Origin of the sequence: Gordonia cholesterolivorans (assembly GCF_039531975.1) — a bacterium.
In the GTDB taxonomy this organism is placed as follows: Bacteria; Actinomycetota; Actinomycetes; order Mycobacteriales; family Mycobacteriaceae; genus Gordonia; species Gordonia sihwensis.
The window spans coordinates 341,090-354,853 of the sequence record NZ_BAAARB010000001.1 but is presented as its reverse complement, the minus strand read 5'-3'; the positions used below and the strand labels follow the sequence as shown (position 1 = coordinate 354,853).

Genomic DNA, 13,764 nt, shown 5'->3' with positions numbered 1-13,764 from the left:
ACCGGAACCATTGACGCCGACGGCATCGACGCCGAGGCTTTGGCGGCGGCGCGGGGTCGGGATCTGCGCAGTGCCGCTCAGCGCACGCACGATGCGTTGCTGGCGTTGTGTGATTGCGTTCTCGCCCGCGGCGGACTGGGTGCACCGAACCGGATACCGGCCGAACTCGTCATCACCGTCACCGATCAGGATCTCGCCGCGCATGCCGGAATCGCGTTGACCGCGACAGGTAGCCGTGTTCCGATCGGTGAACTCGTGCGGCTCGCTGCCGAGGCTGTGCCGCACCTGGCGGTCTTCCGGCATCACACCAGCGAGCTCCTCTACCAGGGTCGCGCGGCACGGTTCGCCAGTAAAGCGCAGCGGTTGGCGTTGTTCGCCCGCGACCGCGGTTGCACCGCACCCGGCTGCGACCGCCCCTTCGCCCAAACCCAAGCCCATCACGCACCGGACTGGATCACCCCGGCCGGACGCACCGACATCGACGCCCTCGGCGCCGCGTGCGGACGCCACAACCGCGCCGTCGGCACCAACCGCGGCCAATGGGAGACCACCATCCTCACCGACGGACCCGACGCCGGACGCATGGCCTGGCGACCGGCCACCACCGATCAACCTTGGCGCCTGAACCCGATCCACCACGCCGGGCAGGCACGGCACCTGCACCCGCGAGAACGGCATCGGCAAGAATCGGGCCCACCACCGGAAAGACCTTCGGAACCCGGCGGACCCGCGAGCTACCGATTCCGGGCCCAGCCGAGCGAGAACGCCGCGAAGGGCTTCGGCGCCGCGTCGGCGTAGAAGGAGTCGAGCGCCACGATCTCCCAGCCCGCCTCGGTCAACATCGTGGGGATGTCGCGGGTGAGGTGGCATCCTCCGCCGAGACGCTTCTGGATCGGCTCCAGTCGGCGCTGCCATCGGCGTACGCCGGGGTCCGGAGCCCTGCCGTGCTCGAGGAAGGCGAGAATCCCGCCGGGTTTGACGACCCGCCGCAGCTCCGCGAGCGCCACGGGGAGTTCCGGAATGGTGCACATGGTGAACGTCGACAACGCCGAGTCGAACGAATCGTCGTCGAAGGGCAGCCGCTGCCCGTCCAGACCACCCCGCTCGATCGGCACGGACGACGCCGCGACCCGCGCGGCCCCGAGTCGCCAACCGGTATCACTCGGCTCCACCGCGGCGACACGCCTCACATCCGCCGGATACCGGCCGACGTTGAAGCCGGACCCGAAACCGATCTCCACCACATCGCCGGACAGCGGCTCGCAGGCCCGGCGCCGCAGATCGTCCATCGCGGGCATCCCGCAGGTCTTGACGATGATCCGCGGCAGCACGTGCTCGGAGTAGAAGCCCATGTGCCGACGATATTTCATGGCCGCTTCCGGAGGGCGCGGAGTCGGAGCCGACCTTCGGATCGGCTGCCTCGTCCCGGCGCATAGGGTCTATATCCATGAACCCGTCCACCCTGCAGGCGCGTGTGATCGTCGACGAACTGATCCGCGGCGGTGTCACCGAGGCCGTGCTGTGCCCGGGATCGCGGAACGCGCCGCTGGCCTTCGCGCTGCATGCGGCTGACACGCAGGGCCGCCTTCGGCTCCATGTCCGCATCGACGAGCGGTCGGCCGGATACCTCGCACTCGGATTGGCCGTGGCCTCCGGCCGCCCGGTGCCGATTGTGATGACTTCCGGCACCGCCGTCGCGAACACCGGGCCCGCCGTCTTCGAAGCGAACTACGCGCGGGTGCCGCTGGTCGTGATCAGCGCCAACCGGCCGTACGAGCTCCTGGGCTCGGGCGCCAATCAGACCATCGAGCAGTTCGGCATGTTTGGCACCCAGGTGCGCGCAGCCATCAGCCTCGGGCTCGCGGAGGAAGACCTCGATACCAACTCCCAGTGGCGGTCGGCGGTGGGCCGGGTCCTCGCATCTGCGCGCGGCGCGCGCACCGGCAACGCCGGGCCGGTGCAGTTCGACATCCCGCTGCGTGAGCCGCTGGTGCCCGACGCGGGGGACCTTCCGGACACCGACCTCTCGGTCCTGGATGACGGACGTTTCGCCGGGCGCCCCGGCGACGCTCCGTGGACCTACGCGCCGGTCGGCAAGCTCGACATCCCCCTGGAGATCGACCTCTCGCGCGACACCGTCGTGGTGTCCGGGCACGGCGCCGGAGTTCATCCCGAACTGGCAGCACTGCCGACCGTCGCCGAGCCGACAGCGCCGAGCGCGGCGAACCCCCTGCACCCGCTCGCACTCGGCAAGCTGAGACCGAAACAGGCGATCATCTGCGGGCGCCCGACTCTGCACCGCTCCGTGTCGAGGCTGCTCGCCGATCCGTCGGTGGAGGTGTTCGCGCTGACCACCGGCCCGCGGTGGCCCGACGTGTCCGGCAACGTGGTCGCAACCGGCACCCGGGCGGTGGCCACCGGTGATCCCCGGCAGACATGGCTCGACGAGGCCGCGCGAGTCAACAACCTGGTGGAGCAGGCGGTGACGACCGAGCTCGACGCCTCACACCAGAGCACGGGTCTACACGTGGCTCGGGCCGTCGCCGCCGCGATGACGCCCGGCGGCACGCTCGTGGTCGGTGCGTCGAACCCGATCCGGGACATCGCGCTCGCGGGCACCGTCGCCGACGGAGTCAAGGTGATGTCCAATCGCGGGGTCGCCGGCATCGACGGAACCAACGCCACCGCGATAGGCGCGGCCCTGGCCCGCGGACGGACCGTCGCGCTGATGGGCGACCTCACGTTCATCCACGACGCCACCGGTCTCGTCATCGGCCCGGATGAGCCGCGCCCCGCCGATCTGCGCATCGTGGTCGCGAACGACGACGGCGGCGGCATCTTCGGCCTCCTGGAACAGGGCGATCCGCGTTTCGCGCGCGACGCCTACCTCGGCGTCTACGACCGGATCTTCGGCACCCCGCACCGCACCGACCTCGCCGCGATGTGCGCGGGATTCAACATCGGCCACCGCCGCGTGCGACTCGACGAGCTGTCCGACGCTCTCACCGGCCCCGCGCCCGAGGGCGGCATCGAAGTTCTCGAGGTGCGCACCAACCGTGACGGTCTGCGCGAACTCCACGCCCGGATCGCCGCCGGGCTCGACGCGGCACCCGACTATCCTGAGCAGTCATGACCCGGACAGTGCAGCGGCGCATTCAGATCGCGCTGGTGGCCGTCGGCGTCGTGGTGAGTCTCATCGGCGCGGTCATCATCGCCGGCGCCTACCGCAACGACTCGAAGATCGACGCCAACAAGGCCACCGCCGTCGCCGAGGTGATCTCCGCCGACCGCCTGCACGCCGCCGTCAACTTCGTGACCCCGGACGGGGTACTGCGCAACCCCAAACTAGGCCTGCTGTACCCCACGCATCTGTCCACCGGGCAGCGCATCCTCGTCGACTACGACACCACCGATCCCGACAACCTCGCCCGGCCGGTCGGCCGCGATGCCCAGTTGTCGATCGTCCCCGCACTGTCGGTGATCGCCGCGGGCTGGGCGGTGGTGATCGTCCTCATGGTCGGGGTGGCCGAGACCGGGCGCCGCACACGCCGCGATTAGGCTGGACTCCATGACAGACAGCACCGACCACGGCGCCGGAACGCGCGCGAGCCTCGAGAAGGAGCCGTCCGAGGTCGCCGAGATGTTCGACGGCGTCGCACGCCGCTACGACCTGACGAACACGGTGCTCTCATTCGGTCAGGACCGGCTCTGGCGGCGCAACACCCGCCGCGCGCTCGACCTGAAGCCGCGCGACGTGGTCCTGGACCTCGCCGCGGGCACCGCCGTGTCCACCGTCGAACTCGCGGCCTCGGGTGCCACGTGCATCGCCGCCGACTTCTCACTCGGCATGCTCCGAGCAGGCGCGAACCGCAAGGTGCCGAAGGTGGCCGCGGACGCGCTGCACCTGCCCTTCGCGGACGCCTCCTTCGACGCCGCGACCATCTCATTCGGTCTCCGTAACGTCAACGACGTGCCCCTGGCCCTGTCGGAACTCAATCGGGTGCTCAAGCCCGGCGGCCGGCTCGTGATCTGCGAGTTCTCCACTCCGACGCTCAAGCCCTTCCGCACGGTCTACATGGAGTACCTGATGAAGGCGCTGCCCGCCGTCGCCACGAAGGTGTCGAGCAATCCCGCCGCGTACGTCTACCTCGCCGAGTCGATTCGCGCGTGGCCGGACCAGGCCGCTCTCGCGTCGATGATCGGCGACGCCGGATTCGGCGAGGTCACCTGGCAGAACCAGACCGGCGGAATCGTGGCGATCCACCGGGGCGTGAAGAGCGCGCAACCCGCCGCGTGAGTCCCGGACCGGTCAGCTGAACGGCGGCCGGTCCTCCAGAGTCGAAGCGATGCGGCCGGCGCCGCGCCAGGCTCGGGCGATGAGATCGGCGTCGTCCGGGGTCAGGAGATTGCCCATCACGCGCACCACCGCCGACATCAGCCGAGCCGAACGGATCCCGGGCCGGCCGAGCAGCGGCACCGTCTGCGGGACGGTCAGCAGACCCGCGGCCCGGCGCGCCGCGGCGAATGCGACACCGTACTCCGACCGCAGCAGCCCCGGCCACGCGACCGAGTAGTCGTGCTCCGACTCCAGCATGTCGACCGCCAGGGCGGCCGTCTCGATCGCGTAGTCGATCCCCTCGCCGTTGAGCGGATTGACGCACGCGGCGGCGTCACCGATCAGCATCCAATTCGCTCCGGCCACTCCGCTCACCGCTCCGCCCATCGGCAGGAGCGCCGAAGCGATCCGTTGCGGCGCCGACGTCAGCTGCCAGTCACCTGCCACCATCCGCGCATAGTGCTCCACCACCGGGCGCAGAGCCATCGACGCCGGCCGGCCCGCCGTGGCCAGAGCCCCGACCCCGACGTTCACCGTTCCGTCGCCGAGCGGAAAGACCCAGCCGTAACCGGGCAGAAGCGCACCGTCCGGATCGCGGAGCTCGAGATGCGAGCCCATCCATGCGTCGCCGGACCTCCCCGAGTCGACGTACGACCGCGCGGCCACGCCATACGCGGTGTCACGGTGCCACCGGCGCCCGAGCGACTTTCCGAGCGCCGATCGCACACCGTCCGCCACGATCACGTCCCGCACGCGGATCTGACGCCGTTCACCGTCCCGTACCACGGTCACCGACTCGATCCGGCCGCCGACCAGCTGCGCGCCGACGGCCTTGGCCCCGGACACCATCCGGGCGCCGCGCGAGAGCGCGAAACGGCGGATCGCGTCGTCGAGTTCGGTGCGGGCGATCGCGCTGCCGTACGCGCCGAAACGGTCGGCGGCCGGCCACTCGACCCGCTGCCGTGCGCCCCAGCCGTTGAGCTCCAGGCCCCGGATGCGGGGACGGCCGTCGAGCAGACCGCTCATGCCGAGTCGGTGCAGGCCGGTCACCGCCCTCGGCGTCAGCCCGTCGCCGCACGTCTTGTCCCGGGGGAACACCGCCGCGTCGAGCAGCACCACATCCGATCCGCGGGCCGCGGCATGGGCTGCGGCCGCCGCACCGGCGGGTCCGGCGCCCACCACCAGAAGGTCGGCGGAATCGGGAACGGCTTCGCCGGGCGTCGCGCTTGTCACCCGACCAGTATGTCTGTCGCCGTGAGCAGTTACGCTTCTGGTGTCGCCGAACGACGAATCCGCGGCGTTCGGATCACCGATGGGATTGGGCCAAACACGTGAAGTCCACTTTTGCCGGACTGGACCTCGGGACCGGCGAGTTCGCCGGGCAGGTGCAGGAGTCGCTTCAGCGCGTCGAGGATCTGTTGATCAGCGAGCTGTCGTCGGGGGACGACATCCTGGTCGAAGCCGCCACCCATCTGGCCAAGGCCGGTGGCAAGCGGTTCCGTCCGATGTTCGCGATCCTCGCCTCGCACTTCGGTACGACTCCGGGGAGCGACGACGTCATCACCTCGGCCACCGTCATCGAGATGACCCACCTGGCCACCCTGTACCACGACGACGTCATGGACGAGGCCTCCCTCCGCAGGGGAGCGCCGAGCGCCAACGCGCGCTGGTCCAACTCGATCGCGATCCTCGCGGGCGACTTCCTATTCGCGAGGGCCTCGCACCTGGTGTCGACACTGGGCCCGGAGGCGGTCCGGATCATCGCCGACACGTTCGCCGAACTGGTGACCGGGCAGATGCGTGAGACCGTCGGCGTCAGCGCCGGCGGCGACCCCATTGATCACTACCTCAAGGTGGTGTGGGAGAAGACGGGGTCGCTGATCGCGACCGCCGGGCGCTTCGGCGCGTACACCGCCGGCGCCGACGCGACCACCGTCGACACGCTCGCCCGGCTCGGCGACGTGGTGGGCACCGCATTCCAGGTCTCCGACGACATCATCGACATCGCCTCCGTGAGCGGCGACTCGGGCAAGACGCCCGGCACCGACCTCCGCGAGGGAGTCCACACGCTGCCGGTGCTGCTGGCGCTCGCGGGCGACGGGCCGGGCAGCGAGCGGTTGTCGCAGCTCCTCGTCGACCCGCAGAGCGGAGCGGCACGACCACTCGTCGACGACGGCGAGGTGAACGAGGCCCTGAACCTGCTCGTCGACTCGGCGGGCATGAAGCAGGCCCGCGCTCGCCTGGAGGCGATGGCCGACGAGGCCGACGGGCTCCTCGCCGGTCTGCCCGCGGGACCGGCGAACGACGCTTTCAGCTCACTTGTGCGCTATACGGTCGACCGCGTCGGCTGACCGTCGCGACTCGCGTATTCTTCGCGCGTAGTGACTGCGGTAACGGCTGGAACTATCGGGGTGGTCCTGCACGTTTGCCACTGTGAATGAAGTTCTAAGGACAGTGTTCTTCTGACAGTGAGGTGCCATGCATTTCAACGGCCTCAAGACGGCGGCGTTGATGGGCTTGATGTCCGCGATCATCGTCGGCATCGGTGCGTTGTTCCACAACCCGAACATCCTGGTGTTCTCGGTTCTGCTCGCCGTGGGCACCAACGCCTACGCCTACTTCAACAGCGCCAAGCTGTCGCTGCGGGCGATGCACGCGCAGCCGGTGACCGAGGTGCAGGCGCCTGAGCTCTACCGGATCGTGCGCGACCTCGCCACCCAGGCGCACCAGCCGATGCCCGCGCTCTACATCAGTCCCACCGAGTCGCCGAACGCGTTCGCGACGGGGCGCAATCCCAAGAACGCCGCGGTGTGCTGCACGTCCGGGATCATGCAGTTGCTCGACGAGCGCGAGCTGCGGGCGGTGCTGGGCCACGAGCTCTCCCACGTCTACAACCGCGACATCCTGATCAGTTCCGTCGCCGGCGCGATGGCCGCGGTGATCAGCGGCCTGGCCAACATGGCCATGTGGATGGGAGCGTTCGGCGGCAACCGCGACAACGGGCCCAACCCGCTGGCGATGATCCTGATCGCGATCCTCGGTCCGGTGGCCGCGATGGTGATCCAGATGTCGGTGTCCCGGTCGCGGGAGTACCAGGCCGACGCGTCGGGCGCGGAGCTCACCGGTGATCCGCTGGCGCTCGCATCCGCGCTCTCGAAGATCTCGGGCGGCATCGCTGCCGCACCGCTGCCTCCGACGCCGGATCTGGCGAACCAGTCGCACCTGATGATCGAGAGCCCGTTCCGCCCCGGCGAGAAGCTGTCGCGCCTGTTCTCCACGCACCCGCCGACCGCCGACCGGATCGCGCGGCTCCACGAGATGGCGCGCAACGGCGGTCAGCGGTTCTGATCCTGCTTCCGCTTCGCCGCCCAGCGCCCGACGAGCACCGCGGCGAGGGCCCCGACGACTCCTCCGGCGACGGCCCCGCCGACGCCGTCGCCGGGATCGATTTCGGCGATGACGGCCGTGGCCATCGAGACCGCGCAGCCCCCGAAGTAGCAGCCGATCAGAGCGGTGCGCACCCACGACTCGCCGCCGTAGGCGAGGGCGTGGGCGTCGACGCCGCGAGCCCGGCAGTACCGCTGCCACTCGACCGACGGGATCAGCAGTCCGAGGAAGAAGGCCACGGTGACCCAGGCGGGAACGAACCACGCGGACACCGCGGCCAGCGTCCACAGCAGGATCGTCGCCAGTATGAACACGTAGGCGTAGGCCTCGAGCATCACGGCCCGTTCGCGCTCGTCGCCCCACGAGTCGTCGGTGTTGCGCAGCAGGAGCGCGGGAAGGGTCTTCGTCTGAGGTGACATGTCAGTGCTCCTCGGGTAGCGGAAAAAGCTCTTCGACCGAACTGTTCAAGGTCCGAGCTATCCGAATCGCCAGATACACCGACGGTGCGTAGTCGCCTCGCTCCAGCGAGACCACCGTCTGCCGGCTGACACCCACCGCCGTGGCGAGATCTGCCTGCCGCAGACCGGCTCGAGTGCGTGCCGCCTTCACCGGTGACGGAGTTTCGGACATGCAAGAAGTCAAGCCGACTTGTCATCAGTGTGTCAAGTCGGCTTGACTCGGGGTCTGTCGCTGAGGAGCTGCGAGGGCTAGCGGTAGTTCACGAACTGCAGCGCGATGCCGAAGTCCTCGCCTTTGAGCAATGCGATGACGGCCTGCAGATCGTCGCGCTTCTTCGACGAGACGCGCAGCTCGTCGCCCTGGATCTGAGCCTTGACTCCCTTGGGGCCTTCGTCACGGATCTTCTTCGAGATCTTCTTGGCGTGCTCGGAGTCGATGCCCTGGACCAGCTCTCCGGTGATCTTAAAAGTCTTGCCAGAGGAGACGGGCTCGCCGGCGTCGAACGCCTTGAGGGAGATGTCCCGACGGATCAGTTTCTCCTTGAACACCTCGAGGCCGGCCAGGGCGCGCTCCTCGGCGTCGGAGGTGATCACGATCTTCTCTTCACCGGACCAGTCGATGGTGGTGTTGGTGCCGCGGAAGTCGTAGCGCTGCGAGAGTTCCTTGCCCGCCTGGTTGAGGGCGTTGTCGACCTCCTGGCGGTCGACCTTGCTCACGACGTCAAACGAAGAATCAGCCATGAGAACCAGCCTATCAGCGGTCTGAACAGCAGATTTGCGCGGACATACGGGGTACGTTGTATTCTTCTACCCGTTGCCTTCACCGGACTTCTCCGCGCGAGCGGAGCGGTTTCGTGGACGGCGGCACGGCAGATTGCCCGAGCGGCCAAAGGGAGCGGATTGTAAATCCGTCGCGCAAGCTACATAGGTTCGAATCCTATATCTGCCACTGAGGACTTGCACCGCGCATAATCGGCGTGACCAGCGGTTTTGGTTAAACTGAGAGCGTGTGTGTAACCTCGTTGAGGCTCTTCGGTTACGGACTGTTCGCAGGCTGGATCCGGACGGCACGCCCCCTTAGCTCAGTCGGCAGAGCGTTTCCATGGTAAGGAAAAGGTCGACGGTTCGATTCCGTCAGGGGGCTCGCTTGGTTGTGACCGACTCGGTCGCGGCCGAACAGGGCGGTGTAGCTCAGCTGGTTAGAGCGCACGACTCATAATCGTGAGGTCGGGGGATCGAGTCCCCCCACCGCTACACATACCGCCTGCGCACGGTGGGACCTCGGCCCCCAAGCGTGGGACCGAAGAACTGCAAGACGCGAAAGTAGGCAACAAAGTGGCTTCCTCAACCGATGTGCGGCCGAAGATCACCTTGGCGTGCGAGGTGTGCAAGCACCGCAACTACATCACCAAGAAGAATCGTCGCAACGACCCCGACCGTCTCGAGCTGAAGAAGTTCTGCCCGAACTGCGGTAAGCACGAGACTCACAAGGAGTCGCGCTGAGGCGTCGTCGCTTCCGCGACCCCTCCCGAGCTTTTCAACGAGCCGTCTCACTTGGTGAGACGGCTCGTCTGATTTTGTCCGGAGCCGATCGGAGTGGACAATCTTCGTAACGAATCAGTTGCGAATCGTTTCCCCGGAGGCCTTGTTCCACACCGATCGCCGGGGCCGTGCGGCCTGACCGCGCCGAGTGAGGAGACACCGTGACCGGTCAGCTGGAGGACATTCGGGTCGACAACCCACTGGAGGCTGCGCCGATGGGCGATCCGACCGCGGCGGAGGTCGCTGAACACACCAAGTCGATGGTCGGTTTCAAGTACACCGTCGACGACTACTACGAAGTCGGTCGTCAGGACATCCGCAGGCATGCGCGGGCGGTCCAGGACTCCCATCCGGCGTTCTGGGACGAGGCAGAGGCCGCGAAGCTCGGCCACGACACGCTCTTCGCGCACCCGACCTTCGTCTCGGTGCTCGGACTCATCGCGCAACGCAGGCTGTTCGACGACGTGATCACCGGATACGACATGTGGCAGATCATGCAGACCGATCAGCGGCTGATCATGCACCAGCCGATGCGCTTGGGCGACCGGCTGGTCTGCGACGTCTCGCTCGAGTCGTTCCGGCAGTCGATGGGCGCCGACCTGCTCGTCAGCAAGAACATCATCTGGAATCAGCACGAGGAGCCGGTGATGACGACCTTCACCTCGGTGGCCGCCCGACCCTCGGTGGATGTGGATCCGGGACTCGTCGCGAAGCTCAACGAAGTGATGATGCAGGTGGACGTCGATCCCGCGGTCGGGAAGACCGTGCACGGACCGTTCAGCAGGTACGACGAGCCCGACCCGGTGGTGGAGCCCAAGGCCTACGGGGCTATCGACTTCGACACCCTCGAAGTGGGGCAGGAACTCCCGCAGGTCACCAAGACCCTCACGCTCGGAAACCTGGTGAACTACGCGGGCGTCTCGGGCGACCCGAACCCCATCCACTTCTCGCCGGAGGTCGCGGAGGCGGTCGGCCTCGAGAGCGTGGTGGCGCATGGAATGCAGACGATGGGCCTCGGTGCCAGCGTCATCGGCTCGTTCGTCGGAGACCCCGCGGCCATCCACGAGTACAACGTGCGGTTCACCAGTCCGGTCTACGTGCCGGCGGTCGGCGCGGCGCAGGTGGACTTCGGCGGCAAGGTCAAGTCTCTCGACCCGCAGACCCGGCGGGGAGTGATCGCGCTGGTCGCCAAGCAGTCCGGGCGGAAGATCTTCGGCCGCGCGCAGGCGCTGGTGCAGTTCAACTGACGCCGCCCAGTCGGGGCGAGTTGGGGCGAGCGGCAGCTTTGCTCTACACTCATCTGAGTCTGATGCTTCAGAATCACGCGCTGCCTGAGGGTGGCGCGTTGGTTTTGTTAGCCTTGGATCAAAGTGTGGGTCGACGGGCCCGCGCAAAGGGGCGTAGCTCAATTGGCAGAGCAGCGGTCTCCAAAACCGCAGGTTGCAGGTTCAAGTCCTGTCGCCCCTGCCCACCGGGGCACTAGCAGACGAAGGGATCGGTGAGAAGGTGGCCAAGCGAGATCGCAAGGCTTCTTCAGACGTCAACGACGATCTGGTGGTCGACGACGTCGCCCAGTCCGACTCCGCCGAACTGCGTCCCAGCGGCAAGCGCTCCGCGCGCGGCCGTCGGGGTGCCGGCTCTGCGACCGCGGTCGCAGAGCGTACCGCCGAGTCCGCCGCGACCGATACCGGCGTCAGCCGCAATCCGTTCGTCCGCATCTGGACCTTCCTCAAGCAGGTCGTGTCGGAGATGCGGAAGGTGGTGTGGCCGACTCGCAACGAGATGGTCAACTACGTGATCGCCGTCTTCGCGTTCGTCGTGGTGGTCACGGCGTTCATCGCCGGCCTGGACATCGGATTCGCCAAGCTGACCCTGCTGGTGTTCGGCTGACAGGCAACTATTACAGGGCGGCCAGCCCGAGTGACCAACGAAGGAGCGTGGGGCAGTGAGCACCCCGGAGAACGAGATCGAATCGCCGGAGATCGGCGACGAGACCGCCGAGGCCACGCCGGTGGATGTGTCCGCTGACGACGTGGACCAGAACGCCGAGGTCACCGAAGCCGTCGATCCGGTCGCCGAGTTGAAGGCGCAGCTGCGCCGCCTGCCCGGGGAGTGGTACGTCATCCACTCGTACGCGGGCTACGAGAACAAGGTGAAGACCAACCTGGAGACGCGCGTCCAGAACCTGGACGTCGGCGACTACATCTTCCAGGTCGAGGTGCCGACCGAAGAGGTCACCGAGATCAAGAACGGCCAGCCGAAGAAGGTCAACCGCAAGGTGCTTCCCGGCTACATCCTGGTGCGGATGGAACTCAACGACGAATCGTGGAGCGCCGTCCGCAACACCCCGGGAGTGACCGGATTCGTGGGCATGACCTCGCGTCCGTCGCCGCTCTCGATCAAGGAAGTGGTGCAGTTCCTGATGCCGCGCGCCGAGGTCCGCAAGGCGGAGGCCGCCAAGGCCGCCGCGGCTGCGGGCGAGAGCGTCGAGGCCGCTGCCGCCGCCGCGTCGAACCTCGTCGAGGTCGACTTCGAGGTCGGCGAGTCGGTCACCGTCATGGACGGACCGTTCGCGACCCTGCCGGCCTCCATCAGCGAGGTCAACACCGAACAGCGCAAGGTGAAGGTGCTCGTCTCGATCTTCGGTCGTGAGACCCCGGTCGAGCTCGGCTTCAACCAGGTCGAAAAGCTCTGACCTCGCGCCGCAGCCGTCGAGCGCTGTGACCAGAATTGAGACTTCCGCGTATCCAGCGTGCGCGGATCTGTAGGAAAAAGGACAAGAGGACATGCCTCCCAAGAAGAAGAAGATCGCCGGAATCATCAAGCTCCAGATCCAGGCGGGCCAGGCCAACCCGGCGCCGCCCGTGGGGCCGGCGCTTGGTCAGCACGGCGTGAACATCATGGAGTTCTGCAAGGCGTACAACGCCGCGACCGAATCGCAGCGCGGCAACGTGGTGCCGGTCGAGATCTTCGTGTACGAAGACCGCTCGTTCGACTTCAAGCTCAAGACCCCGCCGGCCGCCAAGCTGCTGCTCAAGGCCGCAGGTCTGCAGAAGGGTTCGGGTGAGCCGCACGTCAACAAGGTCGGCAAGGTGACCATGGACCAGGTCCGCGAGATCGCCAAGACCAAGACCGAGGACCTCAACGCCAACGACATCGAGGCGGCCGCCAAGATCATCGCCGGCACCGCGCGTTCGATGGGCATCACGGTCGAGGGCTGAATCCCTCATCCGAGAGACCGATACCTGAAACACCCCGTGGGAGGGCCGCGCTCGGCCCACTAACCACTAACTCCCGCCGATACGGCGGGGAGAAGGAACAGAGCACATGAGCAAGAAGAGCAAGGCCTACCAGGCCGCCGCCGAGAAGATCGACCGCGACAAGCTGTACAGCCCGCTGGAGGCTGTGACGCTTGCGAAGGACACGTCTTCGAAGAACACCGACGCCACCGTCGAGGTCGCCATGCGACTGGGCGTCGACCCCCGCAAGGCCGACCAGATGGTCCGCGGCACCGTCAACCTGCCGAACGGCACCGGTAAGACCGCCCGCGTCATCGTCTTCGCCGCCGGTGACAAGGCCACCGAGGCGGCTGCGGCCGGTGCGGACGAGGTCGGCGCCGAGGACCTGATCGAGAAGATCCAGGGCGGGTGGCTCGACTTCGACGCCGCGATCGCGACGCCGGACCAGATGGCCAAGGTCGGCCGTATCGCGCGAGTCCTCGGACCGCGCGGCCTGATGCCGAACCCGAAGACCGGCACCGTGACCACCGATGTCACCAAGGCCGTCAACGACATCAAGGGCGGCAAGATCAGCTTCCGCGTCGACAAGGCCGCGAACCTGCACTTCGTCATCGGCAAGGCGTCGTTCGACGCCGCCAAGCTGGCCGAGAACTACGGCGCCGCGTACGACGAGATCATGCGCGCCAAGCCGTCGGCCGCCAAGGGCCGCTACCTGAAGAAGGTCACCGTCTCGACCAACACCGGCCCGGGCATCCAGGTCGATCCCGCGGTCTCGCGCAACTTCACCGAAGAGGCCTGATCC

The 13,764-nt window shown here is 67.5% G+C and carries 17 protein-coding genes and 4 tRNA genes; 16 read left to right on the top strand and 5 right to left on the bottom strand.

Annotation, left to right across the window (positions count from 1 at the left end; all coding sequences use genetic code 11):
- Positions 1 to 798, top strand: a 798-nt coding sequence (locus tag ABFX36_RS01650; protein WP_346074732.1) for an HNH endonuclease signature motif containing protein, incomplete at its 5' end; no start/stop codon positions are given.
- Here ABFX36_RS01650 and ABFX36_RS01645 read toward each other — a convergent pair.
- Complete coding sequence (locus ABFX36_RS01645; RefSeq protein WP_346074731.1) at positions 735 to 1,352, bottom strand: class I SAM-dependent methyltransferase; 618 nt, start codon at positions 1,350 to 1,352, stop codon at positions 735 to 737. The two genes, ABFX36_RS01650 and ABFX36_RS01645, sit on opposite strands and share 64 nt — an antisense overlap.
- A 95-nt stretch (positions 1,353 to 1,447) precedes the next feature.
- On the opposite strand from ABFX36_RS01645, the gene menD reads away from it, so the two are divergent.
- Genes menD through ABFX36_RS01630 form a run of 3 tightly spaced genes read left to right on the top strand, consistent with a single transcriptional unit; the run spans position 1,448 to position 4,297 of the window.
- Entirely contained in the window at positions 1,448 to 3,133 is a 1,686-nt protein-coding gene (gene menD / locus ABFX36_RS01640) for a 2-succinyl-5-enolpyruvyl-6-hydroxy-3-cyclohexene-1-carboxylic-acid synthase (RefSeq protein ID WP_346074730.1), read from the top strand.
- On the top strand, positions 3,130 to 3,558 hold the full coding sequence (locus ABFX36_RS01635; RefSeq protein ID WP_006894363.1) for a hypothetical protein: 429 nt from the start codon (positions 3,130 to 3,132) through the stop codon (positions 3,556 to 3,558). Before menD ends, ABFX36_RS01635 begins: the two co-directional genes overlap by 4 nt.
- A gap of 10 nt (positions 3,559 to 3,568) precedes the next feature.
- Positions 3,569 to 4,297, top strand: a complete 729-nt coding sequence (locus ABFX36_RS01630) for a demethylmenaquinone methyltransferase (RefSeq protein ID WP_006894365.1) — start codon at positions 3,569 to 3,571, stop codon at positions 4,295 to 4,297.
- A 12-nt stretch (positions 4,298 to 4,309) separates the two neighbouring features.
- Here ABFX36_RS01630 and ABFX36_RS01625 read toward each other — a convergent pair whose 3' ends face one another.
- Entirely contained in the window at positions 4,310 to 5,569 is a 1,260-nt protein-coding gene (locus ABFX36_RS01625) for a geranylgeranyl reductase family protein (RefSeq protein WP_346074729.1), read from the bottom strand.
- A gap of 98 nt (positions 5,570 to 5,667) precedes the next feature.
- Between ABFX36_RS01625 and ABFX36_RS01620 the strand changes: the two genes are divergently transcribed.
- Together ABFX36_RS01620 and htpX are read left to right on the top strand one after the other, a co-directional pair.
- Positions 5,668 to 6,687, top strand: coding sequence for a polyprenyl synthetase family protein (locus ABFX36_RS01620; protein ID WP_006894368.1), 1,020 nt, complete (start codon positions 5,668 to 5,670; stop codon positions 6,685 to 6,687).
- Positions 6,688 to 6,814: 127 nt separating this feature from the next.
- Complete coding sequence (gene htpX, locus ABFX36_RS01615; protein ID WP_045538053.1) at positions 6,815 to 7,684, top strand: zinc metalloprotease HtpX; 870 nt, start codon at positions 6,815 to 6,817, stop codon at positions 7,682 to 7,684.
- On the opposite strand, the gene ABFX36_RS01610 is transcribed toward htpX, so the two are convergent.
- The 3 genes from ABFX36_RS01610 to ABFX36_RS01600 form a co-directional block, all read right to left on the bottom strand.
- Positions 7,672 to 8,142, bottom strand: a complete 471-nt coding sequence (locus ABFX36_RS01610; RefSeq protein ID WP_006894372.1) for a hypothetical protein — start codon at positions 8,140 to 8,142, stop codon at positions 7,672 to 7,674. The two genes, htpX and ABFX36_RS01610, sit on opposite strands and share 13 nt — an antisense overlap.
- Position 8,143: 1 nt before the next feature.
- Complete coding sequence (locus tag ABFX36_RS01605; protein ID WP_039866583.1) at positions 8,144 to 8,353, bottom strand: helix-turn-helix transcriptional regulator; 210 nt, start codon at positions 8,351 to 8,353, stop codon at positions 8,144 to 8,146.
- A gap of 77 nt (positions 8,354 to 8,430) precedes the next feature.
- A complete protein-coding gene (locus ABFX36_RS01600) occupies positions 8,431 to 8,922 on the bottom strand; it encodes a YajQ family cyclic di-GMP-binding protein (RefSeq protein ID WP_006894373.1) in 492 nt (163 codons plus the stop codon).
- A gap of 127 nt (positions 8,923 to 9,049) precedes the next feature.
- On the opposite strand from ABFX36_RS01600, the gene ABFX36_RS01595 reads away from it, so the two are divergent.
- The 10 genes from ABFX36_RS01595 to rplA all read left to right on the top strand — a co-directional run bounded on the left by ABFX36_RS01595 (position 9,050) and on the right by rplA (position 13,761).
- Positions 9,050 to 9,130, top strand: a tRNA-Tyr gene (locus tag ABFX36_RS01595).
- Positions 9,131 to 9,252: 122 nt separating this feature from the next.
- Positions 9,253 to 9,325: transfer RNA gene (locus tag ABFX36_RS01590), tRNA-Thr, on the top strand.
- 36 nt (positions 9,326 to 9,361) lie between these two features.
- A tRNA-Met gene (locus ABFX36_RS01585) sits at positions 9,362 to 9,435 on the top strand.
- 81 nt (positions 9,436 to 9,516) lie between these two features.
- Positions 9,517 to 9,684, top strand: coding sequence for a 50S ribosomal protein L33 (rpmG, locus tag ABFX36_RS01580; RefSeq protein WP_006894375.1), 168 nt, complete (start codon positions 9,517 to 9,519; stop codon positions 9,682 to 9,684).
- A 200-nt stretch (positions 9,685 to 9,884) separates the two neighbouring features.
- Positions 9,885 to 10,970, top strand: a complete 1,086-nt coding sequence (locus ABFX36_RS01575; RefSeq protein WP_006894377.1) for a fused (3R)-hydroxyacyl-ACP dehydratase subunits HadA/HadB — start codon at positions 9,885 to 9,887, stop codon at positions 10,968 to 10,970.
- 147 nt (positions 10,971 to 11,117) lie between these two features.
- Positions 11,118 to 11,190 (top strand) — tRNA-Trp (locus ABFX36_RS01570).
- A gap of 39 nt (positions 11,191 to 11,229) precedes the next feature.
- Positions 11,230 to 11,613, top strand: coding sequence for a preprotein translocase subunit SecE (gene secE, locus ABFX36_RS01565; RefSeq protein WP_006894379.1), 384 nt, complete (start codon positions 11,230 to 11,232; stop codon positions 11,611 to 11,613).
- Positions 11,614 to 11,668: 55 nt separating this feature from the next.
- The gene (gene nusG, locus ABFX36_RS01560) at positions 11,669 to 12,418 is read left to right on the top strand and encodes a transcription termination/antitermination protein NusG (protein WP_006894381.1); all 750 of its coding nucleotides are present in this window, start codon (positions 11,669 to 11,671) and stop codon (positions 12,416 to 12,418) included.
- A gap of 91 nt (positions 12,419 to 12,509) precedes the next feature.
- The gene (rplK, locus tag ABFX36_RS01555; RefSeq protein WP_006894383.1) at positions 12,510 to 12,944 is read left to right on the top strand and encodes a 50S ribosomal protein L11; all 435 of its coding nucleotides are present in this window, start codon (positions 12,510 to 12,512) and stop codon (positions 12,942 to 12,944) included.
- A 106-nt stretch (positions 12,945 to 13,050) separates the two neighbouring features.
- Positions 13,051 to 13,761 (top strand): 50S ribosomal protein L1, encoded by a 711-nt coding sequence (rplA, locus tag ABFX36_RS01550; RefSeq protein WP_006894385.1) that lies wholly within the window; start codon positions 13,051 to 13,053, stop codon positions 13,759 to 13,761.
- Positions 13,762 to 13,764 lie beyond the last annotated feature (3 nt).